Source organism: Arthrobacter sp. Z4-13, from assembly GCF_054792705.1.
Genome location: NZ_CP096459.1, coordinates 4,066,264 through 4,091,182 on the forward strand (window position 1 = coordinate 4,066,264; position 24,919 = coordinate 4,091,182).

Sequence of the window (24,919 nt, forward strand, 5' to 3'; positions counted from 1 at the left end):
CCGGCGTTTTTGGGGTCAATCAAATCCGAGCGTCGAGCCCTCGATTTCTTCGACGGAAACGACCCGGTCCACGCCACCTTCCGTTCGGTAGTACACGCGGAACCCGAGCGAGGGAACACCGACGTGGGAGTTGAAGTGCTTCGGGTCGATAGCCTCAAGGTCTTCTTCCTTGATCTGGAAGGTCCGCTCGCCCTCGGCCGTCCGCAACACCAGCTCGGTGTCACTGGCAGAGACTCCTCGCCCATCAACCTGCTGCAATCCGTTGGCGCCAGCGACGGCGCTGGTGCCAGCGCTCGCATTGACCGCCGGTGCCGAGTCGGGCGCTGTACCGGCGGGGGAGCTGCAACCGGCGAGCAGGACGGCAGCCATAAGCACCGTCGTGGCAGCGACCAGCGGGCGCGGGCACTGCTTGCAAACGAAGTAGGACCGCATTGTCATGCGCCGAACATAACATGACCCCTGAAGGCGAACAATGATTCTTGCCCCAGCTTGGTTAGCTTCGGTAGGCACCGCCGTCCGTATCCCAGTTCCCTACTTTCACGCCGCCGCACAAGGCATGCCGAAGCGGGGCTCCAGGGGTGAAAAGCATTCATGCGCTCACTCGCAGTGCCAGTAGAGACGCGATTGCTTTTGATGTGGGGTCATTGTGGGAGTTCAGACGCCAGGAAACTCTTGCCACAGAATCAGTAGGCGCAGCAGCAGTTCCACGTCGGGAAGCGCTAATCATGGCTGCACTTACTTCCTTCCGATATCGATCCCACAGGAGTTCACTATGAAGCGGACAGGCAAGTTCCATGGGCTGAGCCGCTAGCCGGTCAAAAGTAATAAGTTCGAACGGGTCATGATGAGGCGATAACTTCACTCCTGTCTCCCCGCAGCCAGCAACCGGACACCGGTTCGAAGTATCCATTTTCCAAACTTCCTCTCTTGCAGTTACTTGATGAATTGTCAGCGACGGATGCCCGCCGAACCGTTTCCGTCCATGATGCGGCCGGGCACATGAGAGGAACCTGAGAACGGCATAGGCTCTCATTGCATCGGGACGGTTCAGGATGAATCCTTGGACTATGGTTCAACCGAATCCGTCGTCCGCCGCTGCGCTTCCGGTGCGGGTAGAGCAAAAACGGCGAGGGCGTGGGGTTCGGCGCGGACTCCGATGGCAGTCCACTGTCGCGGCGGTCGCCGTCGTCGCCGTCGCCATGCTGACCGGAGGGCTACTGCTGCTCCAGACACTGGAGTCGGCGCTCGTTTCCAGTACTGACAGCCTGCTACGGTCCAAGGTCCAGGACGTAGCGGTCCTGATTCAAAACGATCATGCCGAAGACGCCAACCGGGCGGTCGCCGGCACCGTGAATAAGGACCCCTTGGTGCAAATCATCGACGAGACGGGGACAGTTACCGCGGCGTCGGAGCCCAGGCTCTTGGAGGCTCCGCTCAGTTCTCTCAGACCGGCTGCTGAGCAGAGCGCGACCGATAACGTATCGGCGCCCGGACTCTTAGGGGACGCCGACGAGCGCTACCTTGTGGTGTTGGGCGTCGATGACGACGGCAGCAAGTACTGGGTTCTGGCTGGCCGGACCATTCAGCCCCAATCAGACACAGTCCGGATTGTCACCGCGTTTTTACTGGTTGCCATGCCATTGCTGCTGGGCGTGGTGGGCCTGTCCGTGTATTTCCTCGTCGGGCGTTCACTGCGCCAGGTGGACACGATCCGAAGACAAGTCAGCCACATAGACGCGGGAAGGTTGAGCGAGCGGGTCGACGTCCCTAAGCCACGCGACGAGCTGCAGGCCTTGGCCGTCACAATGAATTCCATGCTGGACCGGATCGAAACAGCCGATCAAAGGCAACGCCAGTTCGTCTCCAATGCCAGCCATGAATTGCGGAGCCCGCTCACGACAATCCGCACCGGCCTGGACATCTCCATCGCTGACGCCTCCGGAGAGACATGGCGGGGCATGCAGCCGATCCTTGCCGAAGAGACGCAACGGTTGCAGGGCCTCGTGGAAGACCTCCTGACATTATCCAAGGCCGACGACGAAGGACTGGTTGTCCGCCGTGAGGATGTCGACCTCGACGATGTTCTGGCCACTGAATTACGCAGGGTGAACGCCACGAGCAAACACCGGATCGTCGCTGACCTGGTTCCGGCCAAGATCGCGGGAGATCCGGTCCGGCTGAGTCAGGCCTTCCGGAACGTGCTCGACAACGCCGACCGCCATGCCGCAGGGACCATCGCCGTGAAGCTGTCGGTCATGGTTCAGACAGTGGTTGTGACCATCGATGACGATGGAACCCCCGTGCCGGTGGCCGACAGGGAAAGGATCTTCGGGCGATTCGTCCGCCTGGATGAGAGCCGGTCACGCCACCAGGGCGGAAGCGGCCTGGGACTGGCGATCACCCGTGGCATCGTGGAGGCCCACGATGGTCGCGTTACTGCAACCGAGACGTCACAGGGCTGGTGCCGCTTTGAGCTCAGTTTCCCGCCAATGGCCAGGCCGGCCGCCGTGCCCCATGCCGATGTGCCCATCGGACTCTAATCGGCGCTGAGTCTGTACCCCATGCCCCGGATCGTCCTGAGCGAGTTAAGGCCGAACGGCTCATCAATTTTCCTCCGCAAATACCCGATATACACCTCAACGACATTGTCCCCGCCCCGGAACTCCGGGTCCCAGACGTTGTCCAGGATCTGAGCCTTCGACAAAACCTCGTCCGGCTTGCGCATCAGATACACCAGCAGACCAAACTCCCGGGCAGTCAGGGAGACGTCCTGCCCGTTCCGCGTCACGCGCCGCGTTCGCGGGTCCAGCCTCAGCGAACCCACTGCCAAAGTCACCGGCCGTTCCGGAGCCCCTCTGCGAATAAGTGCCCGCAGCCGCGCCACCAGCACCAGGAAGCTGAACGGCTTGGTCAGATAGTCATCCGCCCCCAAATCGAACGCATCAGTTTGGTCGTATTCACCGTCCTTGGCCGTCAGCATGATCACCGGCACCCAGTTCTGCCGCTCCCGCAGCTGCTTCAGAACCGCGTAACCATGCATGCCCGGAAGCATCACATCCAGTACGACGACGTCATAGAGGTACTCCGTGGCAGCCCACAGACCATCAACACCATCGTGGGAAACGTCCACGACAAAGCCGGCAGCCGTCAGACCCTGCCGGACCGTCTCAGCCAGCAGGACTTCGTCTTCCACAAGCAGAACCCGCACAGTTAACATCCTCTCGCCTGTACTGCGACAAGCATCAGTGTCCGGCTGAACGAACGAAGAGTCCAGAAGGTTGCCGGAGACGGAAGTTTTCGCAACCACTTCCACTCCCCACGCCTGGTGGAGGGGTCTCAGCTTCTCCTCAGGTGTCATCGGCGACTATGGAATAACTCCCGATGGATGAACTGCCAGCTTTGACCACCGGGATGGACAGTCGGTTCGGGCACGACCATCCCCCCAGTGGCGCCCGCTCCGGCTGTCCAACACTTACATACTTTCCGCTGGCTGCCGCGTGAATCACGTCCAAATGACAGCCAGGTCGCCTCCTTACAAGGGGGGGACGGCGGGGCTGGACCAGGAAGAGGTCAGCATGTATCCCTTCAGGCGCCTGTTGTCAGCCGCCTCCATTGCCGCACTTGTCACCATCACTACAGGGTGCGGAGCGCCGGCGGCGCCGGACTCGGCAGCTGAAAATCCAACCTACTTCACCATTGCCACCGCCAGCGGCGCCGGGCAGCCCGGGGCAGCCCAAATTGCAGAATTCGTCCGGCAAGTCCAGAGATTCTCCCCGGACGGCAGCATCAAAATAGACACACACCTCCAGGCCGCGCGTGACGACACCGAGGCATGGAACCAGGCAGTCCTCGAACTGGTGCAGGCCGGAGACGTCCACATGGCCCTGATCCCCACACATACATGGGAAGGCGAAGGAGTCACCTCCTTCAGCGCACTTTCTGCGCCGTTCCTCGTGACCAGCGATGAGGTGCTGAAGCAGGTCGCAGCCCCTGGCGTCGCCGACCCGATGCTGGCCGGGGTCGCACCGGCGGGACTGACCGGGCTTGCACTGTTTCCCGAAGGCCAGCGGCATCTCTTTTCCTTCGGACAGCCCATCGACCAACCCGGCGACCTGGTCGGAAAGGTTGTCCGCGCCCCCCGATCGGACAGTACCGATGAGGTGCTGGAGTCCTTCGGCGCGGTGCCAAAGCCCTTGCCCGGAAAGCAATTCACACAGGCGCTGGCAGAAAACACGGTCGGCGCGACCGAAACGTCGTTCGCCCGTGCCGGTGCCCTGACAAAGCCGACAACCGCGACTGGCAATCTCCCGCTCTATCCCAAAATCAACACCCTGGTCATCAACCAGGACGTGTGGAATGGGCTGAGCGACGACGAACGCCGCACCTTCGAGGACGCAGCGGACGCCACCGCGGCATGGGCCACCGAATCCATGCCCGCCACTGCAGCCGAGGCCGCCGCATACTGTAAGGCCGGAGGGACAATCTTCACAGCCCCCGCACAGGGCATCGCCGCCTTCAAAGCAGCAGCAGCACCAACAATCGCCAGGCTGGAAAAGGACCCCGAGACCAAAGCCCTCATCGCCAAGATCCGCTCACTGGCCGCATCCACGCCCGCCCCAGCCCCGCTGACACCCTGCAGCCCCAACGGATAACACGCAACTGAGGGGCCATGAGCGAATCCTAAGCAGAGCTGCCAACGTAAAAAAGTCAGTGGGAGCATCTTCCCGCTCACCTAACCTGTCACTGAGGAGGCGCACACCCAATTCCTGACGGGGACAGCTTCCCGGTCAGGAATTGGGAAGTTCAGCAGGGTCGCAGGTCTCAGAGTCGACCGGTGCGGTGATGCGCAGGTACGCCGGGCTTTTCGACTCGATGCTCAAGATCGCGCCGGCCGCATTCATGCTGCGGGTCACTGTCCAGCCGCCGGGGGTGGGGTCCGTCCCCCCGAAGGCAGGAAAGCCGTACTTTGCCAGGACAGGGTCACCGGCGGAGAAGATGCCGGCGAACGCGTGTGATGGCTGCACCACGTCAGCACTGCTGACCATCGTCTCCGTGCCAAGTATGCACCTACCGTCGTAGAGCTTGGACAAATATGCCGGCTGCTTCGCGGTCCAGCTGATGTCCGGTATCTCCTGTTCGAGGGCGGCGATCAGCTCAGTCCGCAGGGCACCGTACTTGGTGAAACTTTCGTGCACCGAAGCAGGGGATTCTGTGACTGGCGGGGCGCTGCTGGTTTTCGTGGCAGGCCGCTCCGGACCGGCGCAGGCTGAGCAACAGAATGTTGTCAGCACCAGGACAGCTGCCAGCAGATGCCGCAGTGGTTCCATCGGATGCGCCACTTTTCCCCCAAGTCCTGTCGTAGGCCCATGGATAGGGACCCCTTGGAATGCTTCCACACTTGTGCGGTCCCCGGCGATGGGCACAACGACCCAGGCGCGGTCAAGTGATTCAACGCCGAAAAGGGCTTCGGTTTCATCGCCCCCGACGACGGAAGCGCTGACGTGTTCGCACACTTTTCGGCAATCGCATCCAGCGGTTACCGCTCTCTCGACGAGAACCAGAAGGTTCAGTTCGACGTAACCCAGGGCCCTAAGGGTCCGCAGGCGGAGAACGTCCAGCCGCTCTAAGCGGTGGCTAAGAACCTGGCCGGCACATGCTGGCCAGCTTCTTTTTTGCTCCCTCAACGCTAGGTCTGCCTCGCCATTCAAATCGCGTTCTCCTTGGTCCGGTAAGCCTGGAACCGTTGAAACGTGGTTGCCCCGTGTGGCAGATCAATGCGGTCGTATGCAGCGGCAGCCTGAGCCCCTGACCTGCGGTTACTCGCCGGTAGGTTTTTCAAGTTGCTGGCGGTGCAATGCTGGGGGACCCTGATTGAGGCACTATGATGCCCGGCGGCTTCAACTTTGGGGACACCCAAGCCGCCAACCCACCCCTGAACCACAATCTTTGAGGCCATACCATGACCGCTGTTGACTTCCCCCTGACCCTGACCGTCGCCGACCGCCACAGCATGGACAGTGAGCTTGAGGCCGCTGTCGCCGCCGCGAAGGCCCACGCCCTTGCGGAAAAGCGTCACGGCATCCTGGTCACGCGGCACAGCGTGGACAAGTTCACGGTGGACCTGAGCGAGACGGTCCCCTTCGGCCTGACGCGCGAACACCAGGCCTGGTAGGCCCTTCTCCCCCTGATGCTGGGGTTTCGTTAGAAACGCGCCCGCTGGTCGAAGCAGGGGATTCCCGTTGCAACGGCGTGCAGCAGCGCCGGCCCGGCGAACACCTGAAGCAACAGATAAGCCGCAACGGGCAGGTAGAACACTGCCGAAACCAATGTTCCTGCGGCCGGCGCTTGCAGCCCGGGAAGCCGCTGCCCGGCCACCCTGTTCAACAGGATGTAGGCCGCCCAGCACGCGGCACCGCCCATCGCGACCGCTATGCCGGTGAAGTCACTCGCCACTAATTGCGGATTTCACCCGCCCCGCAACTGCCGCCTACCTCATGGGATAGCGCTTGCCCGTTGACGTAACGAGCATCACCTCGTAAGCTTGTGAATCGATTCAATGACGCCGGTCCGCTCCGGTTCCTTGCCAATGAAGACGAAGGACGTTCGCAATGAGCATTAGCTCCCCCAGCGTGATCCGCCCCAGCCAGGGGTCCGGCGCCGGTCCGCGGGACCCGAGGAAGGCCGCCATGAGCGGCTGGATCGGAAGCGCCCTTGAGTACTATGACTTCGCGCTGTACTCACTGGCCGCCACCCTGATTTTCCCCACCATCTTCTTCCCTTCCGAGAACCCGACGGTCGGGATCATCGCCTCCCTCGCTACCTATGCCGTGGGCTACGTCTCCCGACCGATCGGCGCAGTGGTCCTGGGCGCGTACGGTGACAGGCACGGGCGCAAGAGCGTGCTCGTCTTCGCGATGCTGCTCATGGGCTTTGCCACCTTCGCGGTGGGCCTCCTGCCCACGTACGGACAGGTTGGGATCCTTGCACCCGTTCTCCTGGTGATCCTCCGCCTGGTCCAAGGGTTCGCGGTGGCCGGTGAGCTTGGGGGTGCCAGCGCGATGATCGTTGAGCACTCTCCCGATGCCAAGCGCGGCTTCTTTGCGAGCTTCAGCCTGCAGGGCACCCAGGTGGGCTCGATCCTGGCCACCGCTGTCCTGCTTCCGCTCGCCGCTCTTCTCCCCGCCGACCAGTTCGGCGCCTGGGGCTGGCGCATCCCGTTCCTGCTCAGCGCCGTCGTGATCCTGGCAGGGTACGTCATCCGCCGCCGGGTGCAGGAGCCCCCGGCGTACGTGGCGCAGTCCGGGAAAGTTGAGGAGAAGCAACGGTTCCCGCTCGTTGACCTCCTGCGCACCCGCCCGGGAGTCATGGTCCGCTGCATCGCCATGACGTTCACCAACGTGATTGGCATGGCCACCCTGATCTTCGGCGTCTCCTACGCCACCCAGGAGGGCTACGGCAACGGCTTCTCCAGCAGCGAGTTCCTTTGGGTGACACTCGTGGCCAACGTGGCGGCAGTAGTTACCATCCCGCTGTTCGGTGCGCTCTCCGACCGGATCGGCCGCCGGACACTCATGGCAGCCGGCGGAATGGTCGGCGGCCTGCTGGTGGGCGGATACCTGTGGGCGATCGAGCAGGGAAGCCTGCCGCTGGTCTTCGTCTGCGTCGTGATCGTGCAAGGCATCTTCTTCCAGATGTGGAACGCAACCTTCGCCACGTTCTTCCAGGAGCAGTTCCCCATGCGGATCCGCGTGACAGGCTTCGCGGTGTCGCAGAACATCGGGCTTATGATCGCCTCCTTCTTCCCCAGCATCTTCACTGCGATCGCACCTCCCGGCTCAACGAATGTGCCCCTCACCATCGGCCTCACTACGCTCGGCATCTGCCTCGTCGCAACGGTGGCCACCCTGATGTCCTCTGACACGAAGGGCAAGTCGCTGGAGGAACTCGAGGAGGCGCGCGTCTAGGGAGCAGGGGAGCTGCACCAGACAGCAGACGACGACGGCGGGACGGTGCCGCCGTCGTCCGCCCAGAGAAGTGCCCGGCAGGTTGTCCCTGCCGGGCACTTCTCCTTCCATTTCCAATGTATCTCCCGGGGTGGGGCTTGCGGCAAGGCCCCGGACCGGCCGCATAATCGCAAAGTCCCCTAACCCCAGGAAAGGGAGCATTTGCGATGGCTGAGCATCAGGTACTGATTGTGGGCGGCGGTCCCTGCCGGAGGGGCAGGTGGCCCAAGTGGCGGGGTTCGGATCCACCCGCCTGGACCTCAGCGATTTTCCCACCCGCCATCCCTACGGGCTGGGGCTATGGCAAAACCACATTGAACGCATCCTGGCGGGTTGGGTGGAGGAGCTGGGCGTAACCTTCTACCGCGGACGCGAAGTGACGGGGCTCGTGCAGGACCGCGACGGCGTCGACGTCCTGCACTCCGGCGGCGGGACGTTGCGGGCGGAATATGTTGCCGGATGCGACGGCGGCCGCAGCCTGGTCCGCAAGGCGGCCGGCATCGATTTCCCGGGGTGGGACCCGACCACCAGCGCGCTGATCGCCGAGGTGGAGATGACCGGGAAGCCCAAGTTCGGCATCCACCAGAACGAGTTTGGCATCCACTCCTTTGGCCGGCGGGAGTACGACATCCGGGACGGCCAGGTGGTTTACGCGGACAGTGGCCCGGTGGGGGTCATGGTGACCGAAGAGCACGTGGGAACCGGCAGCGAGCCCACCCTGGGCGATCTCACGGCAGCGCTCATTGCCGTGTGCGGGACAGATTACGGGGCTCACAGCCCCGCCTGGATTTCCAGGTTCACGGACATGACCCGGCAGGCGGCCACCTACCGCAAGGGGCGGGTCCTGCTGGCCGGTGACGCCGCGCACGTGCATGCCCCGGACGGCGGGCAGGGCCTCAACATCGGAGTGCAGGACGCTGTTAACCTGGGATGGAAGCTGGCGCAGGTGGTTAACGGCATGTCCCCGGGAAGCCTCCTGGACACGTATCACGCAGAGCGCCATCCTGTGGCTGCCCGCGTGTTGCGCAACACCATGGCGCAAACGGCACTTCGCCGCCCGGATGCCCGCATCAAGGCGGTGGGTGAGGTTGTAGCCGAGCTCCTCAGCATGGACGAGCCGCGAAAGCGGTTCGCCGGGATGCAGTCGGGCCTGGACGTCCATTACGACCTCGGTGAGGGCCACCCGCTGCTTGGGCGACGCATGCCCGACGCCGACCTTGTCACACCAGGCGGGCCGCTGCGGGTCTATGCGCTGCTGCACGAGGCGCGCCCCGTCCTGCTGAACTTCGGGACGCCCGGCAGCTTGGACAGCATTCCGCGGCCGGACCGGGTCAAGCTGTTTGAGGGGCGCTGCGACGGTTCCTGGGAGCTGCCGGTACTCGGGGAAGTTCCTGCTCCCGCGGCTGCCCTGGTGCGCCCGGATGGACATGTCACATGGGTGGGGGACGGGACGCCGTTGGGCCTCAAGGAAGCGCTGGCCACCTGGTTCGGATCCCCGGACGAGTAGCGAGGGTAAGGGCGGACGCCTGCCGGATGCATGCCGCTACTTTTCCGGGCTAAGCGTGCGGCGCGTCCAGGTGCGCATCCCTGACGGCAAGCGGCGTTGCGCCCTGAAGGACCCAGCGGTTGCCGTCCGGGTCAGCGAAATAGGCGAACTGCACGCCACCCAGGTCCTGGACGTCGCTGATGTCGGCGCCGCGCCGTACCAGTTCGGCACGCATGGCGCCCATGTCCGGTACCACGAGCTGCAACCCCTCAAGGCTGCCCGGCGGCATGCTGGTCATTCCCGTACCTATGACGATCGACGCGGCCGAACCCGGCGGCGTCAGCTGGACCACCCTCATTCCGGGGATGTGTTCAACGTCGTGGTCAAGGACAAATCCCAGTTTTTCCGTATAGAAGGTCTTCGACCTGTCCACATCCGCTACAGGTACCTGTACAACTTCGAGGCGCATCTCCATGCGCACACAGTACCCGCCTGTGCCCCTGTAGTCCCGCATGGCATATGGGCGCACTTCGCGCCGGGCGTCTCCGTACACTGTCAACCGGCCAGGAAAACTACGGCAGCCGGCCCGGCCGCAGCAGGGTTGGGACGCCGGCCTGCCCGGGATCCAGGGGAACGGGGCTGACCAGCACCGCTGGGCCGCGGTGCAAAAGACCGCTGGAGAGCGCCCGGCAGCGGATGCCACCCCTGCCCCGCATCGAGGCGTGGGCTCCGGGCGCCAGCACCTCGTTCATCCACGCGCAGGGATGCGCGGGGCGCCCGCCGTGGAACTCCACCAAAGAACCGCCGGATTCGAGGGCAAAGTCCTGGCCCAGCAGCGGAGCCAGATGCGCCCCGCGAAGGATGACGTTCCGCCTGGTGGCCAAGGGATTGAACGGCCCGGCGCCGAGTTCCTCCGCCATGGCCTCGAGAGCCTCGACGGCGAACAGGGTCACCGCCGCGTCCATGTGCGCGGCCTTCCCGAAGAACCTGTCGCCCGCAATGCCCTTGCCCGCCACCACCTCAGCGGAGGCGGCGTCCAAAGTTGTCACATCCGCAGCACCGTCCCGTGCCCGGCCAAAGTAAGCGTGCTCAGGTGAGACGAGCAGGTGCAGGACCTCGACGTCGTACCTATAGGTTTCCGTCATGCCGCCTACGCACCAACGTACGCGGCCAGGTGCTTGCCGGTGAGCGTGGCGGCACCAGCCACCAGCTCAGCAGGGGCGCCCTCGAAAACGACCAGCCCGCCGTCGTGCCCTGCTCCCGGGCCCAGGTCGATGAGCCAGTCAGCGTGCGCCATCACAGCCTGGTGGTGCTCGATGACGATCACGGACTTGCCGGACTCGACCAGGCGGTCCAGCAGGCCCAGCAGGTTCTCCACGTCGGCGAGGTGCAGCCCGGTAGTAGGTTCATCCAGGACGTAGACGTCGCCCTTCTCGGCCATCTGCGTGGCCAGCTTGAGCCGCTGGCGCTCGCCGCCCGAAAGAGTGGTGAGAGGCTGGCCGAGGCTGAGGTAGCCCAGGCCCACGTCCGCTAGCCGGTCAAGGACGGTCCGCGCGGCAGGCGTTTTGGCCTCACCCTCGGCGAAGAAAGCGGCCGCCTCCGTCACGGACATCGCCAGGACGTCGGCGATGTTCTTGCCGCCAAGCGTGTATTCCAGCACCGAGGCCTGAAAGCGGCGGCCCTCGCAGTCGTCACAGGGCGACTCGACCGTGGCCATCACGCCCAGCTCGGTGAAGATCACGCCGGCACCGTTGCACGTGGGGCAGGCGCCCTCGGAGTTCGAGCTGAACAGCGCCGGTTTCACGCCGTTGGCCTTCGCAAACGCCTTGCGGATGGGCTCCAGCAGGCCGGTGTAGGTGGCCGGGTTGCTGCGCCGGGACCCCTTGATGGCGCCCTGGTCGATCACCACCACGCCCTCGCGCTTGGCCACCGAACCGTGGATCAGGGAACTTTTGCCCGAGCCCGCCACCCCGGTCACCACTGTGAGGACCCCCAGCGGGATGTCGACGTCGACGCCCTGAAGGTTGTGCGTGGACGCCCCGCGCACCTCCAGCGCCCCGGAAGCCTTCCGGACCGCGTTCTTAAGGGCGGCGCGGTCGCCGAGGTGGCGCCCGGTGATCGTGTCGCTGTTCCGCAGGCCCTCAACAGTTCCTTCGAAGCAGACCGCTCCGCCCGCGCTGCCGGCCCCGGGGCCGAGATCGACGACGTGGTCGGCAATGGCGATGGTCTCCGGCTTGTGCTCCACCACCAGCACAGTGTTGCCCTTGTCCCGCAGCTGCAGCAGCAACTGGTTCATCCGCTCGATATCGTGCGGATGCAGCCCGATGGTGGGCTCATCAAAGACGTAGGTGACGTCGGTCAGGGAGGACCCAAGGTGCCGGATCATCTTGGTGCGCTGGGCCTCGCCGCCGGACAAGGTACCGGCGGGCCGGTCCAGGCTGAGGTAGCCCAGACCAATGTCGGAAAACGAGTCGAGCAGGTGCTGGAGCCCCTTCAGCAGGGGAGCCACCGAGGGATCCTTGAGGTCGCGGACCCAGCCGGCGAGGTCGCTGATCTGCATCTGGCACAGCTCCGCGATGTTTTTGCCGTTGATCTTTGAGGACAGCGCCTGCTGGGTCAGCCGGGTCCCTTCACACTCGGGGCAGGTCTGGAACGTCACGGCCCGCTCCACGAAGCGGCGCACGTGAGGCTGCATCGCCTCGGGGTCCTTGGACAGCATGGACTTCTGGATCTTCGGAATGATGCCCTCGAAGGTCAGGTTCACACCCTCCACCTTGATCTTGGTGGGCTCGGCATACAGCATTGTGTCCAGCTGCTTCGTAGTGAACTTCGCAATCGGCTTGTCCATCGGCAGCCCCATGCCCTCGAACAGCCGCCCGTACCACCCGTCCATCGAGTAGCCCGGCACAATCAACGCGCCCTCGCTCAGCGACTTCCCGTCGTCGTACAGCGCTGTGCGGTCAATGTCGCTGACGGCGCCCATCCCCTCACACCGCGGGCACATGCCGCCCAGGTAGACGGCCTGCTGCACCACGGCCTTCTCCACCCGCCCGCCCTTCTCGGTGGACATCACTCCGCTGGCCTTGCGGGTGGGCACATTGAAGGAGTACGCCGTGGGCGGGCCGACGTACGGGGAACCCAGCCGGCTGAAAAGGATGCGCAGCATCGCGTTGGCGTCGGTGGCCGTGCCCACGGTGGACCGCGGGTTGGCGCCCATCCGCTCCTGGTCCACGATGATCGCCGTCGTCAGCCCTTCCAGGAAATCAACCTCGGGACGGGCCAGCGAGGGCATGAACCCCTGCACAAACGCGCTGTAGGTCTCGTTGATCATCCGCTGCGACTCTGCGGCGATGGTGGCGAACACCAGCGAGCTCTTGCCCGAGCCAGACACGCCGGTGAAGACGGTCAGCCGGCGCTTGGGCAGCTCGACGCTGACGTCTTTGAGGTTGTTCTCCCGCGCGCCCTGCACGCGGATGAGGTCGTGGGTATCGGCAGCGTGCAGCCCGTTGGTCCGGGGATCGGTGTTTGTGTCGGTACTGGTGTCCGTGCTCATCGGGTCTCCATCTGTTGGGCTGCGATTCTTCGTGCCGAAGGGAGACTGCGCTGGCAGCCTCCCCCCGGGCGTCGCTGGCTACAATCCTGCCAGCTCAATGCTGTTGGTTGATGCGGACGGTATTGCCTGCGGGGTCGCGGAAGGCGCAGTCGCGGATACCGTAGGGCTGGTCGACGGGTTCCTGCACGACGTCGGCCCCGGTCGCCTCCACTTTGGCGAACGCGGCGTCAACATCGGGGGCGGACAGGATGATGGTGGCGTACGTGCCCTTGGCCATCATCTCCGCGATGGTCCGGCGTTCGTCATCGGTGATCCCGGGATCCACGGCGGGTGGATACAGGACGATGGAAACGTGTGGCTGCCCGGCGGGGCCCACGGTGATCCAGCGCATGGTGCCGCGGCCCACGTCGTTGCGGACCTCGAAACCCAGGGCGTCACGATAGAACGCCAGGGAGGCGTCGGGATCGGTGTGCGGAAGGAAACTTGAGCTGATGGTGATGTCCATGGCAGTCATGCTAGTTGCGGCTCCGGCGCGGGCGCTTCTCGATTCCTGACCGGTCTTGTCACCTGTTTGGCCACGCACGCGGGGATGCCCGCCGTCGACACTGCTGCTTCCTGTTTGTAGACGCTGGGCGGCATGCCCACCAGCTCAGTGAAGCGGGTGCTGAACGTCCCCAGGGAGGAGCAGCCGACGGCGAAGCACACCTCCGTGACGGAAAGGTCACCACGGCGAAGCAGCGCCATGGCCCGCTCTATGCGGCGGGTCATGAGATAGCTGTAGGGCGATTCCTGGTACGCGAGCTTAAACCTGCGGCTGAGGTGACCCACGGACATGTGGACGCCCCGGGCGAGGGCTTCGACGTCCAACGGCTGCGCATACTCCCGGTCGATCCGGTCCTTGACGCGACGAAGCTCCTTGAGCTCGCGCAGGCGCATATCGGAGACGGGGATGGAGGCCACAACTCAGATCGTGCTACCTGTCGGGGGAGTTGTCCAGAGGGCGGCTCCCCGCGCAGTATGATTATCCCGCCGACCAACAAATGAGGTCCTCGCCCGGCTACGGGCTCGAGTCAACGGTTTGTCCGGTAAAGCCTGATCCAACCAGCTAATCCAGCCCTGGAACCCGGCAAAACCCACCCCCGCATAACCCGCCATCAACACTTCTGCCCGGCCTGTGGCTGCCGGGCACCACCCCTGAAAGGACACCATGGAACTGCTGTGGGAAATCGCCGGCTGGGCCGGCGCGGCTGTGATCCTCAGTGCTTACCTGTCCGTTTCCATGGGCTGGCTGAAGGCCGGCAAAGGCTTCCAGGCGGCGAACCTCCTTGGCGCCGTCGCCTTCATCATCAACGGCACAGTCCATGGGGCCTGGCCTTCCGTGGTGACAAATGTCGCTTGGTTCCTCATCTCCGCCATCGCGCTGTTCCGAATGCGCTCCGCCGCTCCCCAGCCGGTGGTGCCGGCTGAGGAGCCGCAGGTGCAATTCCCCGGCGTCCCGGACACCACCGGCCAGCTTGCTGTCATTGAGGTCTTCACCGGTTCTATTCATGGTGAGGCAGAGGGCCACCGCCTGCCCACGGAATGCACGACGGCGGTCAGGCCGGCTGGGGTGCCTTGCTGATCGCGGCGTTGTCTGCCTCCGCGGCGTGCACCTGCGCCTGCCGTCCCAGCCAGTGTGCGCTCTCCTTCGGCGTCCGCTCCTGCGTCTCCCGGTCCACGGCAATGAGGCCGAACTTGGGTCCGTAGCCGAAAACCCATTCGTAGTTGTCGAAGGCTGTCCAGGCGATGTAGCCGCGGACGTCGATGCCGTCCGCAAGGCAGGAAGCGACGCACTCCACCGCCACACGCAGGTAGTCCACGCGCTGGTGATCGTCCTCCGTGGCCAGACCGTTTTCGGTGACAATCACCGGAATGCCGGCAACGCGGTGCGCTTCCCGGATGGTTGCCTCGAGGGCCTGCGGATAAAACTCCTCGCCCATCTGGTTGGTCGCTGCGCCTTCCGGCGCCGGTGCGTGGCCGTCCGGTCCGTAGACCGTGCGGCCGTAGGTCTGGATTCCCACGAAGTCGTCGCCGCGGGAGGCCTCGAGGAAGCGTTCGTTGACGTCACGGCGCACGCGGTCAGCGATGTCCCGGCCGCCATCGATCGACTGGATGTCCGAGTTGGCGAGCGTCCAGCCCACCAGCAGGTCCGGCCTGCGCGCCTTGATGGCCGCGGTGGCGGCCCGGTGTGCCTTGAGCTTTACCTCGAACGCGGCCTCCGTCGAGCAGAACTGGAACGGCGCCACCGTGCTGGCATCCACGCCCAGGCGTTCCGCAGCTGCGGCCCAGACTGGGACGGAACCGCGGTATTCCGGTGCCCCGCCACCGATGCCGAAGGACTCCAGCAGCCACGGCAGGTTGGGTTCGTTCAAGGTGCAGGCAACGCCGATGAGGTCGCCCAAGTGCGCCATTACCCTGTCGCAGTAACGGGCAAACAGTTCCGGTGTCCGTGCCCCCTCCCAGCCGCCGACAGCGAGGAGCCAGCGCGGGGACGTGAAGTGGTGGAACGTGACCACGGGGGTGAGGCCATGCTCGTGGCATGCGACGAGCATGCGGCGGTAGTGGTCCAGTTCGGCCTCGGAGAAGAGTCCTTCCTCCGGCTCGATGCGGGCCCATTCGATTGAAAAGCGGTAGCTGGTGAAACCCAGGCTCGCGATCAGGGCGATGTCCTCGCGGTAGCGGTGGTAATGGTCCACGGCGTCGCCCGAAGGCTCCGAGAACATGCTGCCGGGGAGGTGCTCCAGGAACCAGGTATCACTGTTGAGGTTGTTGCCCTCCACCTGGTGCCCGGCGCTGGCAACGCCCCAGAGGAAGTCCTGCGGGAATGCTGATGCGGTGCTCATGTAGTTCCTTTCGGTTCAGCGCCAGAAAACAGCGCACGGGGCCTCTCTGCCCTGGCTTTCAATCCTTGTCCGACAAGTGACCGGGGCCACAATACTTTTCCAATGAATGACATTTTTATGTGAGCGCCCATAACCGTCGACTGATGCTTGGAGGGAGCCGGCCAGCAGCCAGCCCCACAACACTTCTCCTCCGTTGTCCATCAGAATGCAAAGGCGCACTACATGAAACTTCTGAACTCCACCGCCCGTGCGGGCTCCGCCGTTCTGGCCGGAGCGCTCCTGCTGGGATCGTTGACCGCCTGCGGCGGCGGCTCCAGCCAGGCGACTGCCAAAGTGGACACCACCACCTTGACCCTCGCCATCGACAGCGACTCGGCATCGTTCGGCTTTGATCCGCTGCGCGTCTCAGCTGCACAGCGCCAGTTCTTCGAGGGCCTCTACGAGAGCCTGATGACGCTTCAGCCCGACGGCTCGGCAGGTCCGGGCTTGGCCAAGGAGTTCAGCTACAACGCCGACAATACGGTCCTGACGCTGACGCTCAAGGACGACGTGACCTTCACGGACGGGTCCAAGCTCGACGCCGAGCTGGTCAAGGCAAACCTGGACCGCCGGTCGGATCCCGCCCTGAGCGCCTACTCAGCCGTGGCCAAGGGCGGCGCACAGGAAATCGCCTCCGTTGACGTAGTGAGCCCCACCCAGGTGGCCTTGACCTTCGCCAAGCCCCAGCCGGGCTTCGAGAAGAACCTGGCGTCCACCACCGGCATGATCGTGGGTAAGAGCGGCGTCACGGACACCGCCAGCCTTGCCGCCACCCCCGACGGTTCCGGCCCCTACACCCTGGATCCGTCCACGGTGAAGGGCAACAAGTACGTGCTGGTGAAGAACGAGAAGAGTCCGGAAGCTTCGAAGTACGCGTTCAACAAAGTCATTTTCAGCGTTGTCCTTGACCCGCAGGCCCGGGCCAACGCCCTGGTGTCCGGCCAGGCGGATGTGGCCATGCTGACCTCCTCCACCGTTGACTTCGTGAAAACCAAGGGTGTGGGGGTGTCCCAGATCGGCGGCACCGTCAACACCATGATCTCCTTCGACAAGATCGGCAAGACCGCCCCCGCATTCGCCGAGGAGAAGGTCCGGCAGGCCATCCAGTACGCCATCAACCGCCAGGCCCTGGTGGACGCACTGCACAAGGGTGACATCCCTGCCTGGAACGCCCTGCCCAAGGACTCCGCAGGTTTCACCAAGGACATTGAAACCACGTTCGCCTACAACCCCGACAAGGCCAAGAGCCTTCTTGCCGAGGCCGGCTACCCGAACGGTTTTGAGTTCACCATCATCGCCGGAGCCCAGACACAGACGGACCTGCAGGCCATCCAGAAGGACCTGGCCGCGGTCGGAATCACCATGAACGTCAAGATGGCCGCCTCCACGGACGAAGCCTTCGCCGCCGTGGCCACCACGCCCCTGGGCTACGCGCCCCTGAACTGGGACAACCCCGTTGGCGTGATGTACGGAGCGGTCCTCAGTGGCTTCACCAACGTCCAGAAGGCCACCGACGAGCAGCTCAGCGCAGCAACCGGCGAGCTGGCTGCCGCCAAGGACGACGCCGCCGTCAAGGCCGCCGCCACCAAACTGAACACCCGCCTGGTGGAATCCGGCTGGATGATCCCGCTGTACGAAGCCCTCACCAACCAGGGCTACAACACCAAGAAGGTGGCCCCGGTGGAGTTCGCCGGAACCAACGCCTACCCGCTCCTTTCGTCCTACAAGCCGGCCAGCTAATACCCGCACCCACCCGGGCGGGCACTCCTCCCCAACAGGAGAGCCCGCCCGGCAAGGGCCTGACCGATGGAGGTCACCATGGCACTATTCATCACCAAGCGCCTGCTGATGGCGCTGGCCACCGTGCTGGTGGTCGCGGTGCTGGCATTCCTGCTGGTGCACGCAATGCCCGGCAGCCCGGGAGCGGTATCGCTGGGCGCCGGCGCCTCCCAGGAAGCCATCGATGAGGTCAACCAACGCCTCGGCTGGAACGACCCGCTGTTCGCCCAGTTCTTCCGCTGGTTCGGCGATGCTGTCCAGGGCAACCTGGGCGTTTCCCTGATCGACGGCCGCTCCGTCAGCGCCGACCTTGCCAGCCGTCTTCCGGTTACTGCCTCGTTGGCAGCGGGAGCAACCGTGCTCAGCGCGGTCCTTGGCATCGCCCTCGGCGTGACGGCAGCCGTCCGCGGCGGCCTGCTGGACCAGGTCATCGGCGGATTCGTTGGCCTGCTGGTGGCACTGCCGGCCTTCTGGATCGGCATCATCTTCGTGTACCTGTTCGCCGTCCAATCCTCCGTCTTCCCGGCCACCGGCTACGTGCCGTTTGAGGTGTCACCGCAGGACTGGGCACTGTCCCTGGCGCTGCCGGTGATCACCCTGGCCGTGGGTGGCGCCGCCTTCATTGCCCGCCAGACGAGGGCCTCCATGCTCGAGGCGCTGCAGCAGGAACACATCCGGACCCTGCGCGCCACGGCAACCCCCACCTGGAAAATCCTCTACGTCCATGCGCTGCGCTATGCCAGCCTGCCCATCGTGGCCGGCATCGCCCTGCAGTTCATCGGCCTGTTCGGCGGCTCGGTCATCGCGGAACAACTGTTCGCCATGCCCGGCCTGGGCCAGGCAGTCCAGACCTCCGTCAGCACCCACGACGCCCCCGCCGTGCAGGGCGTGGTGGTGATCGCCACCGTGGTGGTGGTCGCCGTCAACCTGGTGCTGGAACTCGCCACCAAGTTCCTCGATCCGAAGTTGCGTGCCTCATGATCCCCTCTATTGCACCTGCCCCCACCCAGGGAACCGCAGAAGAAACCGCGACGACGATGGCCACGCCTGCCCGCAGCGCCGGCAAGGCAGCCATCACCAGGTTTTCCAAGCACAGGCTGTTCGGCTCGCCGGGCGCCGTGGCCGGCCTCGTCTGGCTGGTCGCCCTTGTCATCGCCTCACTGACCGCTCCCGTGTGGCTGCCTTTCAGGACCGAGGACCAGGACTTTACTGCCGTCCTGTCCGGCCCGACAGCGGCGCACTGGCTGGGCACCGACGAATTGGGCCGTGACATCCTCAGCCGCATCTTCGCGGCGGCGGCCGGCACGCTGGGAACGTCCCTGATCACGGTGATTGTCGGCGTCGGGATTGGCACCATCCTGGCCATGGCAGCGGCAGGCGCCGGCGAGCGGGCCGAAGGCATCATCAGCCGCGTTACCGAAATCATGATGTCCCTGCCCGGGACCGTGATCATCCTGGCTGTCATCGGCGCCGTGGGGACCAACATCCCGCTGATCATGGCAATCCTGGGCGTGCTGATATCTGCCGGCATCTACCGCGTGATTTTGGGCCAGGCGAAATCGCTGCAGTCCCAGCTGTACGTGGATGCCGCCAAGGTGGACGGCATCAGCCCCCTCGGTATCAGCGTCCGGCACGTGCTGCCCGGGCTGACCAACACCATCGTGGTGCAGTCGGCGCTGATCTTCGCCGTCGGCATGCTCATCCAGGCCGGCCTGGCCTTCATCGGCTTCGGCCCGCCCATCCCGGAACCCAGCTGGGGCGGCATGATCCAGGGTGCCTCCCAGCACGTCTATGACGCCCCGTGGATGATGGTGCCCACCGGCATCGTGCTGGCGCTGACCGTCCTCGCTGCCAACGCGATCGGCAACGCGCTGGGCAAGGCACCGAACACAACCGCCTCCCACCTGCCCTCCGCAGCGGCGCGCCGCCAGCGGGCCAAGGCCGTGGCGGCCGTCGCGGCTTCACCGGGCCGTTCCGAAGAGGATCCAGCCACCGGGCAGCTCAGCGTCCGGAACCTCTCCGTCGGCGTCGATAACGGCGTCCGCCTGGTCACGGACGTCTCCTTCGACGTCGAACAGGGCACCGTCCTGGGACTGGTGGGCGAGTCCGGCTGCGGCAAGACCATGACCGCCCTGTCCCTCCTGGGCCTGCTCCCGTCCGGCGTCTCCTCGGTGGGCGGACAGATCCTGTGGAACGGCAAGAACCTCGCTGCTGCCACTGACAAAGATATGGAAGCTGTCCGGGGACGCGACATCGCCCTGATTTCGCAGGAGCCCATGCGGGCCCTGGACCCCATGTTTACCGTGGGCTACCAGCTCACCGCCACCATCCGCCGCCTCCGCAACCTGGGCAAGGCCGAAGCCCGCACAGAAGCCCTGGGCCTGCTCGAGAAGGTGGGCATCGTCGATGCCCACCGGATCCTGAAGACCTACCCGCACCAGATCAGCGGCGGCATGGCCCAACGCGTGGCCATCGCCCTCGCATTGTCCGGCAGGCCGAAACTGCTGGTGGCCGATGAGCCCACCACCGCGCTGGACGTCACCGTGCAGGCCGAGATCCTGTCCCTGCTGCGTGCCTTGGTCAAGGACACCGGCATGTCGGTGGTCATGGTGACCCACGACCTCGGCGTCGTGGCGGACATCTGCGACCAGGTGGCCGTTATGTATGCGGGACAAGTGGTGGAAAGCGGCAGGACCGCGGAGATTCTGGACAACCCGCGCCACCCCTACACCCTGGCCCTGCTGGCAGCGGACCCGCACGCCAACCACGCCGCAGACATGCCGGAGCGGCTGGCAACGATCAGCGGCCAGGTCCCCCAGCCGAAGGACTGGCCCGTGTCGTGCCGCTTCGCCGCCCGTTGCCAGTTCGCCGGCTCGGCGTGCATGGAACCCATCCCGCTGCTGCCCTCCGGCACGGCCGACGGCCTGGTGCGCTGCGTCAAAGCCGACGAACTCGCCGTTGAAGGCCTGGACTGGGTGGCCACCGATATACCCACCTCCCGGCAGCTGCACGTGACCCCCAAAATGAGCTCCGTCGCTGAGAAGGACATGGCATGAGCACCGCAATTTCAGAACGCCGCGAATCCGCGTACCCGGCAACCGTTGAACCTATTCTGGACGTCAGGGACCTGGTGGTCCGCTACGGCCGCGGACACAAGGCTGCGGTAGCCCCTGCAGCGGTCGATGGCGTCAGCTTCAGCATCGCCCCCGGCGAAACCGTGGGCCTGGTGGGGGAGTCCGGCTCCGGTAAATCGACCATCGGCAAGGCCATCCTGGGACTGCAGAAAGTGTCCGGCGGGTCCATTACTTACCAGGGCAAGGACATCACGTCCGCCGGCCCGCGCCAGCGCCGGGCCCTGGGCGGGGAACTGCGGGCCGTCTTCCAGGATCCCAATTCGTCCCTGAACCCCCGGAACACGGTGGGCTCTTCGCTGGCTGAACCACTGCGGCTCCGTGGCGTCAGCGCGGCCGAGGCGAGGACCAAAGCCGAGGAGATGCTCGAACGCGTCGGCCTTCCGCGGGATGCTGTGGACCGTTACCCCAGCCAGTTCTCCGGCGGCCAGCGCCAGCGCATCTCCGTGGCACGCGCCCTGATCTGCGATCCCCAACTGGTGGTCTGCGACGAAGCGGTGAGCGCTTTGGACCTCTCCACCCAGGCGCAGGTGCTGAACCTCCTGGCCGACCTTCGTGACGAGCGGGGGCTGAGCTACCTGTTCATCGCCCACGACATCGCTGTGGTCCAGTTCCTGGCCGAGCGCGTGGTGGTTCTATACCGCGGGCAGGTCATGGAAAGCGGACCGTCCGCTGCGGTGACCGAGAGCCCGAAGCACCCCTTCACCCAGGCGCTCGTGGCCGCCTCACCGGTACCCCGGCCGGCCGAACAGGCCGTCCGACGGGAGGCTCGCGAGTCCCTCGGCGTCCGGACCGGAGCGGCAGCGACGCCGGGTCCCGGTGGTTGCCCCTTCCGGCTGCGCTGCCCGTTGGCGACGGACCTCTGCGCCGCCGAACGTCCCGCCCTTCGCACGGTGGGCGGCTCCGACGTCGCCTGCCACTTCGCCTGACGGCATGTGCCCGGCGCATCCACTCACCTCAACACCAGAACGGACCAATTAAACATGACATCAACGCCCTGGCGCGCAACCATGATTTCGCCCGAGCAGGATTACGACGGCGCCCCGCGCCTTCGGAAGGAGTTCCGCCTTGAGGAGGGCCACGGCAAGGTGGTGAAGGCGAAGCTGCGCGCCACGGCTTTCGGTGTTTACGAAGCCTTCATCAACGGCGTACAGGTGGGCGAGGATGTCCTGAGCCCGGGCTGGAGTTCCTATGAATGGCGGCTCCGCTACCGCACCTACGATGTGACCGGTTTGATTGGTCCGTCCACGGTCATCGGCGTGGAACTGGGCAACGGCTGGTACCGCGGCAGGCTCGCCTGGCACGGCATGTCCAACCTCTATGGGGATCAGTTGGGCTTCTTTGGGCAGCTGGAAGTCGAGTTCGCGGACGGTTACGTCCAGTCGGTAGGCACAGACTCCTCCTGGCAGTCCGGCCCGTCGGCCACCACCGCCAACGACCTCTACGACGGGCAGACCATCGATGCCCGCAGGAACCAGCCCGGCTGGGCCGAGCCGAATTTCGACGCCGTCGCCTGGACGGGAGTGCGCAAACTTGAGTTCGATGCCGATCGGCTGGCTGCGCCGGTCGGCCCGCCGGTGGTGCGCACGGACGTTTTCAAACCGGTGCAGATCTTCACATCGCCCAGCGGCAGGACGCTGGTGGACTTCGGCCAGAACCTGGTGGGCTGGCTTCGGTTCACCGTCCAGGGCGAGGCAGGGCACGCCGTCACGGTGCGCCACGCCGAAGTGCTGGAGGACGGCGAGCTGGGCGTCCGGCCGCTGCGGTCCGCCAAGGCTACGGACACGTTCATCCTGTCAGGCGGCGGGGACTTCTTCGAACCGACCAAGACGTTCCACGGCTTCCGCTACGCAGAGATTTCCGGCTGGCCGGGCACACTCACCGAGGACTCAGTCGAGGCCGTGGTGGTCCACTCCGAGCTGGAGCGCACCGGCACCTTCGAGTGCTCCAACGAACTCGTCAACCAGCTCCACCGCAACATCGTCTGGGGCCTCCGGGGCAACTTCCTGGACCTGCCCACGGACTGCCCGCAGCGCGACGAGCGCCTGGGCTGGACCGGCGACATCGCCGTTTTCGCCCCAACCGCCGCGTTCCTGTACGACGTCAAGGGCTTCCTGCAGGACTGGCTCCTGGATCTTGCCGCCGAGCAGAAAGCGGCCGACGGTTTGGTGCCCATCACCGTCCCTGACGCGCTGAAGTACTGCCCGCAGCCGGCCGAGTTCCCGTCGCCGGAATCGTCAGCCCTGTGGAGCGAAGCGTCCGTGTGGGTGCCGTGGGCGCTGTGGGAGGCGTACGGTGATGACACCGTGCTGAAGAACCAGTACGACTCCATGGCATCACACACCCGGCGGGTGGAAGGCCTGCTGTCTCCCACAGGTCTTTGGGACCAGGGTTTCCAGTTCGGCGACTGGCTGGACCCGGACGCCGATCCGGACAAGCCGTGGGACGCAAAGGCGGACACCGGCGTCGTGGCCACCACGTGCATGTTCCGCACTGCTTCCATCACCGCTCAAACGGCGCGGCTGCTGGGACACCAGGACGACGCCGAGTACTTCGAGCAATTGGCGGCAGGGGTCCAGGCCTCGTTCGTGGAGCACTATGTGGCCGCCGACGCGACCATCCGCAGCGACTGCACTACGGTCTACGCGCTGGCCATCGCCTTCGGGATCCTTCCCAGCCCGGAGCATGTCGACTTCGCCGGTGAACGCCTTGCCGAGCTGGTCCGGAAGAACAACTATCGCGTGTCCACGGGTTTTGCCGGAACGCCGTTCATCACCGGAGCCCTCACGGATACCGGCCACAGCGGGGAGGCCTACCGCCTGCTGCTGGAACAGGGCTGCCCGTCGTGGCTCTACCCGGTGACCATGGGCGCCACCACCGTGTGGGAGCGCTGGGATTCCATGCTTCCGGACGGCACCATTAATCCGGGCGAGATGACCAGCTTCAACCACTACGCGCTGGGTGCCGTGGCCGACTGGATGCACAAGGGAATCGGCGGGATCAGCCCGCTCGCTCCGGGTTACAGCAAGGTCCGGATTGCACCGGTACCGGGCGAAGGCATCGACTGGGCCAAGACATCCCTGAAGACGCCCCACGGAACGGTCCGCGTGGAATGGAAGCTCGACGACGCCGCCCTCCACCTTCAGGCGACGCTACCTGAGGGAGTGGAGGCCGACGTCGTACTTCCGGGCGGTGAGTCCCGCAGCGTCAGCGGCGGCACCCACCGGTTCTCCTCCGCCGCCGCGCTGGCCGTTTCGACGGGAGTGTAGGCGCTTCGGGGCACGAGGCGGTTAGCCCTTTCATTCAGTTTGCACAGCGGATTTTCGCCTCTGGATCGCGCTGTTGCCGCATGGTACTTTGACCCTCTTACGTCGCTTACAGGAAGCGATCCAGGAGGAGGGCCAGCTCATGAGTGATACCAATTCCGCCGGAACGAACGTGGATGTCGTGGACATCCTGACCAGCGATCACCAGGAGATGATTGCACTGATCGGGCAGATCAAAAGCTCGCCCGATGGAAGTCAGCGCAGGGACCTGGCGGACACTCTGATCGCGGAGGTCATGCGCCATGCCGTCGCCGAGGAAATGTACGTGTACCCCGCCATTGAGGACCACGTGCCCAACGGCAAGGACGAAGTGGAACATGACAAAAAGGAACACGACGAGATCGTCAAGCTCATGAAGCGGCTGGAGAAGGTGGAGCCTTCCGACCAAACCTTTCTGGAACTGGTCCAGGAGCTCGAAGACCAGCTGAGCCACCACGCCAATGACGAGGAAACCGAACAGTTTCCCAAACTCCGCCTTCACATCCCCCGCGAGAAACTCGTCGACATCGGCGGAAAGGTGGAGAAAGCGAAGAAGCTGGCACCGACACGGCCGCACCCGAGCGCACCGCACTCCGAGCTGTTCCATAAGACGGTGGGACCAGGTGTAGGCATGGTGGACAGGCTCCTGGACAAACTCACCAAACGGCATACAGGCTCGAAGGACGACTGACACGCTGCCCGATCTCGCGTAGGTTGGCTGAAGTCCTCTGTTTTCAGGAG

Annotated in this window: 22 protein-coding genes and 1 pseudogene; 13 read left to right on the top strand and 10 right to left on the bottom strand. The window is 64.9% G+C overall.

Features of this window, described 5'->3' with window-relative positions:
* Positions 1-15: 15 nt before the first annotated feature.
* Entirely contained in the window at positions 16-438 is a 423-nt protein-coding gene (locus tag M1E07_RS20660; protein ID WP_461188459.1) for a hypothetical protein, read from the bottom strand.
* Positions 439-1,067: 629 nt separating this feature from the next.
* On the opposite strand from M1E07_RS20660, the gene M1E07_RS20665 reads away from it, so the two are divergent.
* Entirely contained in the window at positions 1,068-2,540 is a 1,473-nt protein-coding gene (locus M1E07_RS20665) for a sensor histidine kinase (protein ID WP_461188460.1), read from the top strand.
* Here M1E07_RS20665 and M1E07_RS20670 read toward each other — a convergent pair.
* Positions 2,537-3,208 (bottom strand): response regulator transcription factor, encoded by a 672-nt coding sequence (locus M1E07_RS20670; protein ID WP_461188461.1) that lies wholly within the window; start codon positions 3,206-3,208, stop codon positions 2,537-2,539. The two genes, M1E07_RS20665 and M1E07_RS20670, sit on opposite strands and share 4 nt — an antisense overlap.
* A gap of 367 nt (positions 3,209-3,575) precedes the next feature.
* On the opposite strand from M1E07_RS20670, the gene M1E07_RS20675 reads away from it, so the two are divergent.
* The gene (locus M1E07_RS20675; protein WP_461188462.1) at positions 3,576-4,652 is read left to right on the top strand and encodes a TRAP transporter substrate-binding protein; all 1,077 of its coding nucleotides are present in this window, start codon (positions 3,576-3,578) and stop codon (positions 4,650-4,652) included.
* 135 nt (positions 4,653-4,787) lie between these two features.
* On the opposite strand, the gene M1E07_RS20680 is transcribed toward M1E07_RS20675, so the two are convergent.
* The gene (locus tag M1E07_RS20680; protein ID WP_461188463.1) at positions 4,788-5,195 is read right to left on the bottom strand and encodes a hypothetical protein; all 408 of its coding nucleotides are present in this window, start codon (positions 5,193-5,195) and stop codon (positions 4,788-4,790) included.
* 252 nt (positions 5,196-5,447) lie between these two features.
* Here M1E07_RS20680 and M1E07_RS20685 point away from each other — a divergent pair.
* Both M1E07_RS20685 and M1E07_RS20690 read left to right on the top strand, forming a co-directional pair.
* Positions 5,448-5,627 (top strand): annotated as a pseudogene (locus M1E07_RS20685) (cold-shock protein); the annotation flags it as partial.
* Positions 5,628-5,959: 332 nt separating this feature from the next.
* On the top strand, positions 5,960-6,172 hold the full coding sequence (locus tag M1E07_RS20690) for a hypothetical protein (protein WP_461188464.1): 213 nt from the start codon (positions 5,960-5,962) through the stop codon (positions 6,170-6,172).
* Between the two features lie 29 nt (positions 6,173-6,201).
* On the opposite strand, the gene M1E07_RS20695 is transcribed toward M1E07_RS20690, so the two are convergent.
* Positions 6,202-6,453, bottom strand: coding sequence for a hypothetical protein (locus M1E07_RS20695; protein WP_461188465.1), 252 nt, complete (start codon positions 6,451-6,453; stop codon positions 6,202-6,204).
* Between the two features lie 155 nt (positions 6,454-6,608).
* Between M1E07_RS20695 and M1E07_RS20700 the strand changes: the two genes are divergently transcribed.
* Both M1E07_RS20700 and M1E07_RS20705 read left to right on the top strand, forming a co-directional pair.
* Positions 6,609-7,964 (top strand): MFS transporter, encoded by a 1,356-nt coding sequence (locus M1E07_RS20700; RefSeq protein WP_461188466.1) that lies wholly within the window; start codon positions 6,609-6,611, stop codon positions 7,962-7,964.
* 244 nt (positions 7,965-8,208) lie between these two features.
* Complete coding sequence (locus M1E07_RS20705) at positions 8,209-9,510, top strand: FAD-dependent monooxygenase (protein ID WP_461190455.1); 1,302 nt, start codon at positions 8,209-8,211, stop codon at positions 9,508-9,510.
* 49 nt (positions 9,511-9,559) lie between these two features.
* Here M1E07_RS20705 and M1E07_RS20710 read toward each other — a convergent pair whose 3' ends face one another.
* The 5 genes from M1E07_RS20710 to M1E07_RS20730 form a co-directional block, all read right to left on the bottom strand.
* Positions 9,560-9,964, bottom strand: coding sequence for a VOC family protein (locus M1E07_RS20710; RefSeq protein WP_461188467.1), 405 nt, complete (start codon positions 9,962-9,964; stop codon positions 9,560-9,562).
* 97 nt (positions 9,965-10,061) lie between these two features.
* Entirely contained in the window at positions 10,062-10,634 is a 573-nt protein-coding gene (locus M1E07_RS20715) for an MOSC domain-containing protein (protein WP_461188468.1), read from the bottom strand.
* A 5-nt stretch (positions 10,635-10,639) separates the two neighbouring features.
* Positions 10,640-13,042, bottom strand: a complete 2,403-nt coding sequence (locus M1E07_RS20720) for an ATP-binding cassette domain-containing protein (protein ID WP_461188469.1) — start codon at positions 13,040-13,042, stop codon at positions 10,640-10,642.
* 94 nt (positions 13,043-13,136) lie between these two features.
* Positions 13,137-13,556 (bottom strand): VOC family protein, encoded by a 420-nt coding sequence (locus M1E07_RS20725; protein ID WP_461188470.1) that lies wholly within the window; start codon positions 13,554-13,556, stop codon positions 13,137-13,139.
* Positions 13,553-13,978 (bottom strand): helix-turn-helix transcriptional regulator, encoded by a 426-nt coding sequence (locus M1E07_RS20730; protein WP_461190456.1) that lies wholly within the window; start codon positions 13,976-13,978, stop codon positions 13,553-13,555. The genes M1E07_RS20725 and M1E07_RS20730 overlap by 4 nt, the downstream gene beginning before the upstream one ends.
* A 271-nt stretch (positions 13,979-14,249) precedes the next feature.
* On the opposite strand from M1E07_RS20730, the gene M1E07_RS20735 reads away from it, so the two are divergent.
* Positions 14,250-14,663: a CBU_0592 family membrane protein gene (locus tag M1E07_RS20735; protein ID WP_461188471.1), complete on the top strand. Its 414-nt coding sequence runs from the start codon at positions 14,250-14,252 to the stop codon at positions 14,661-14,663.
* Here M1E07_RS20735 and M1E07_RS20740 read toward each other — a convergent pair.
* Positions 14,638-15,924: a glycoside hydrolase family 1 protein gene (locus M1E07_RS20740; protein ID WP_461188472.1), complete on the bottom strand. Its 1,287-nt coding sequence runs from the start codon at positions 15,922-15,924 to the stop codon at positions 14,638-14,640. The genes M1E07_RS20735 and M1E07_RS20740 overlap by 26 nt on opposite strands.
* 222 nt (positions 15,925-16,146) lie before the next feature.
* On the opposite strand from M1E07_RS20740, the gene M1E07_RS20745 reads away from it, so the two are divergent.
* From M1E07_RS20745 to M1E07_RS20770, 6 genes are all read left to right on the top strand, one after another.
* A complete protein-coding gene (locus M1E07_RS20745) occupies positions 16,147-17,703 on the top strand; it encodes an ABC transporter substrate-binding protein (protein ID WP_461188473.1) in 1,557 nt (518 codons plus the stop codon).
* 66 nt (positions 17,704-17,769) lie between these two features.
* Positions 17,770-18,723, top strand: coding sequence for an ABC transporter permease (locus M1E07_RS20750; protein ID WP_461188474.1), 954 nt, complete (start codon positions 17,770-17,772; stop codon positions 18,721-18,723).
* Positions 18,720-20,798 carry a dipeptide/oligopeptide/nickel ABC transporter permease/ATP-binding protein gene (locus M1E07_RS20755; protein ID WP_461188475.1) on the top strand — a complete coding sequence of 693 codons (2,079 nt, stop codon included), beginning with the start codon at positions 18,720-18,722 and terminating at the stop codon, positions 20,796-20,798. The genes M1E07_RS20750 and M1E07_RS20755 overlap by 4 nt, the downstream gene beginning before the upstream one ends.
* Positions 20,795-21,802 carry an oligopeptide/dipeptide ABC transporter ATP-binding protein gene (locus M1E07_RS20760; RefSeq protein WP_461188476.1) on the top strand — a complete coding sequence of 336 codons (1,008 nt, stop codon included), beginning with the start codon at positions 20,795-20,797 and terminating at the stop codon, positions 21,800-21,802. Before M1E07_RS20755 ends, M1E07_RS20760 begins: the two co-directional genes overlap by 4 nt.
* 54 nt (positions 21,803-21,856) lie before the next feature.
* Positions 21,857-24,142, top strand: coding sequence for a glycoside hydrolase family 78 protein (locus tag M1E07_RS20765; RefSeq protein WP_461188477.1), 2,286 nt, complete (start codon positions 21,857-21,859; stop codon positions 24,140-24,142).
* 139 nt (positions 24,143-24,281) lie between these two features.
* Positions 24,282-24,869 (top strand): hemerythrin domain-containing protein, encoded by a 588-nt coding sequence (locus M1E07_RS20770; RefSeq protein ID WP_461188478.1) that lies wholly within the window; start codon positions 24,282-24,284, stop codon positions 24,867-24,869.
* The last annotated feature ends 50 nt before the right edge of the window (positions 24,870-24,919 follow it).

What these genes read in the sequence shown, in the direction of transcription:
- M1E07_RS20660 (WP_461188459.1), bottom strand. Translation starts at nt 438, where the DNA reads ATGACAATGCGGTCCTACTTCGTTTGCAAGCAGTGCCCGCGCCCGCTG.
- M1E07_RS20710 (WP_461188467.1), bottom strand. Translation starts at nt 9,964, where the DNA reads ATGGAGATGCGCCTCGAAGTTGTACAGGTACCTGTAGCGGATGTGGAC.
- M1E07_RS20770 (WP_461188478.1), top strand. Translation starts at nt 24,282, where the DNA reads ATGAGTGATACCAATTCCGCCGGAACGAACGTGGATGTCGTGGACATC.
- M1E07_RS20665 (WP_461188460.1), top strand. Translation starts at nt 1,068, where the DNA reads ATGGTTCAACCGAATCCGTCGTCCGCCGCTGCGCTTCCGGTGCGGGTA.
- M1E07_RS20730 (WP_461190456.1), bottom strand. Translation starts at nt 13,978, where the DNA reads ATGCGCCTGCGCGAGCTCAAGGAGCTTCGTCGCGTCAAGGACCGGATC.
- M1E07_RS20700 (WP_461188466.1), top strand. Translation starts at nt 6,609, where the DNA reads ATGAGCATTAGCTCCCCCAGCGTGATCCGCCCCAGCCAGGGGTCCGGC.
- M1E07_RS20690 (WP_461188464.1), top strand. Translation starts at nt 5,960, where the DNA reads ATGACCGCTGTTGACTTCCCCCTGACCCTGACCGTCGCCGACCGCCAC.
- M1E07_RS20765 (WP_461188477.1), top strand. Translation starts at nt 21,857, where the DNA reads ATGACATCAACGCCCTGGCGCGCAACCATGATTTCGCCCGAGCAGGAT.
- M1E07_RS20745 (WP_461188473.1), top strand. Translation starts at nt 16,147, where the DNA reads ATGAAACTTCTGAACTCCACCGCCCGTGCGGGCTCCGCCGTTCTGGCC.
- M1E07_RS20725 (WP_461188470.1), bottom strand. Translation starts at nt 13,556, where the DNA reads ATGACTGCCATGGACATCACCATCAGCTCAAGTTTCCTTCCGCACACC.
- M1E07_RS20760 (WP_461188476.1), top strand. Translation starts at nt 20,795, where the DNA reads ATGAGCACCGCAATTTCAGAACGCCGCGAATCCGCGTACCCGGCAACC.
- M1E07_RS20755 (WP_461188475.1), top strand. Translation starts at nt 18,720, where the DNA reads ATGATCCCCTCTATTGCACCTGCCCCCACCCAGGGAACCGCAGAAGAA.
- M1E07_RS20675 (WP_461188462.1), top strand. Translation starts at nt 3,576, where the DNA reads ATGTATCCCTTCAGGCGCCTGTTGTCAGCCGCCTCCATTGCCGCACTT.
- M1E07_RS20750 (WP_461188474.1), top strand. Translation starts at nt 17,770, where the DNA reads ATGGAGGTCACCATGGCACTATTCATCACCAAGCGCCTGCTGATGGCG.
- M1E07_RS20740 (WP_461188472.1), bottom strand. Translation starts at nt 15,924, where the DNA reads ATGAGCACCGCATCAGCATTCCCGCAGGACTTCCTCTGGGGCGTTGCC.
- M1E07_RS20715 (WP_461188468.1), bottom strand. Translation starts at nt 10,634, where the DNA reads ATGACGGAAACCTATAGGTACGACGTCGAGGTCCTGCACCTGCTCGTC.
- M1E07_RS20720 (WP_461188469.1), bottom strand. Translation starts at nt 13,042, where the DNA reads ATGAGCACGGACACCAGTACCGACACAAACACCGATCCCCGGACCAAC.
- M1E07_RS20735 (WP_461188471.1), top strand. Translation starts at nt 14,250, where the DNA reads ATGGAACTGCTGTGGGAAATCGCCGGCTGGGCCGGCGCGGCTGTGATC.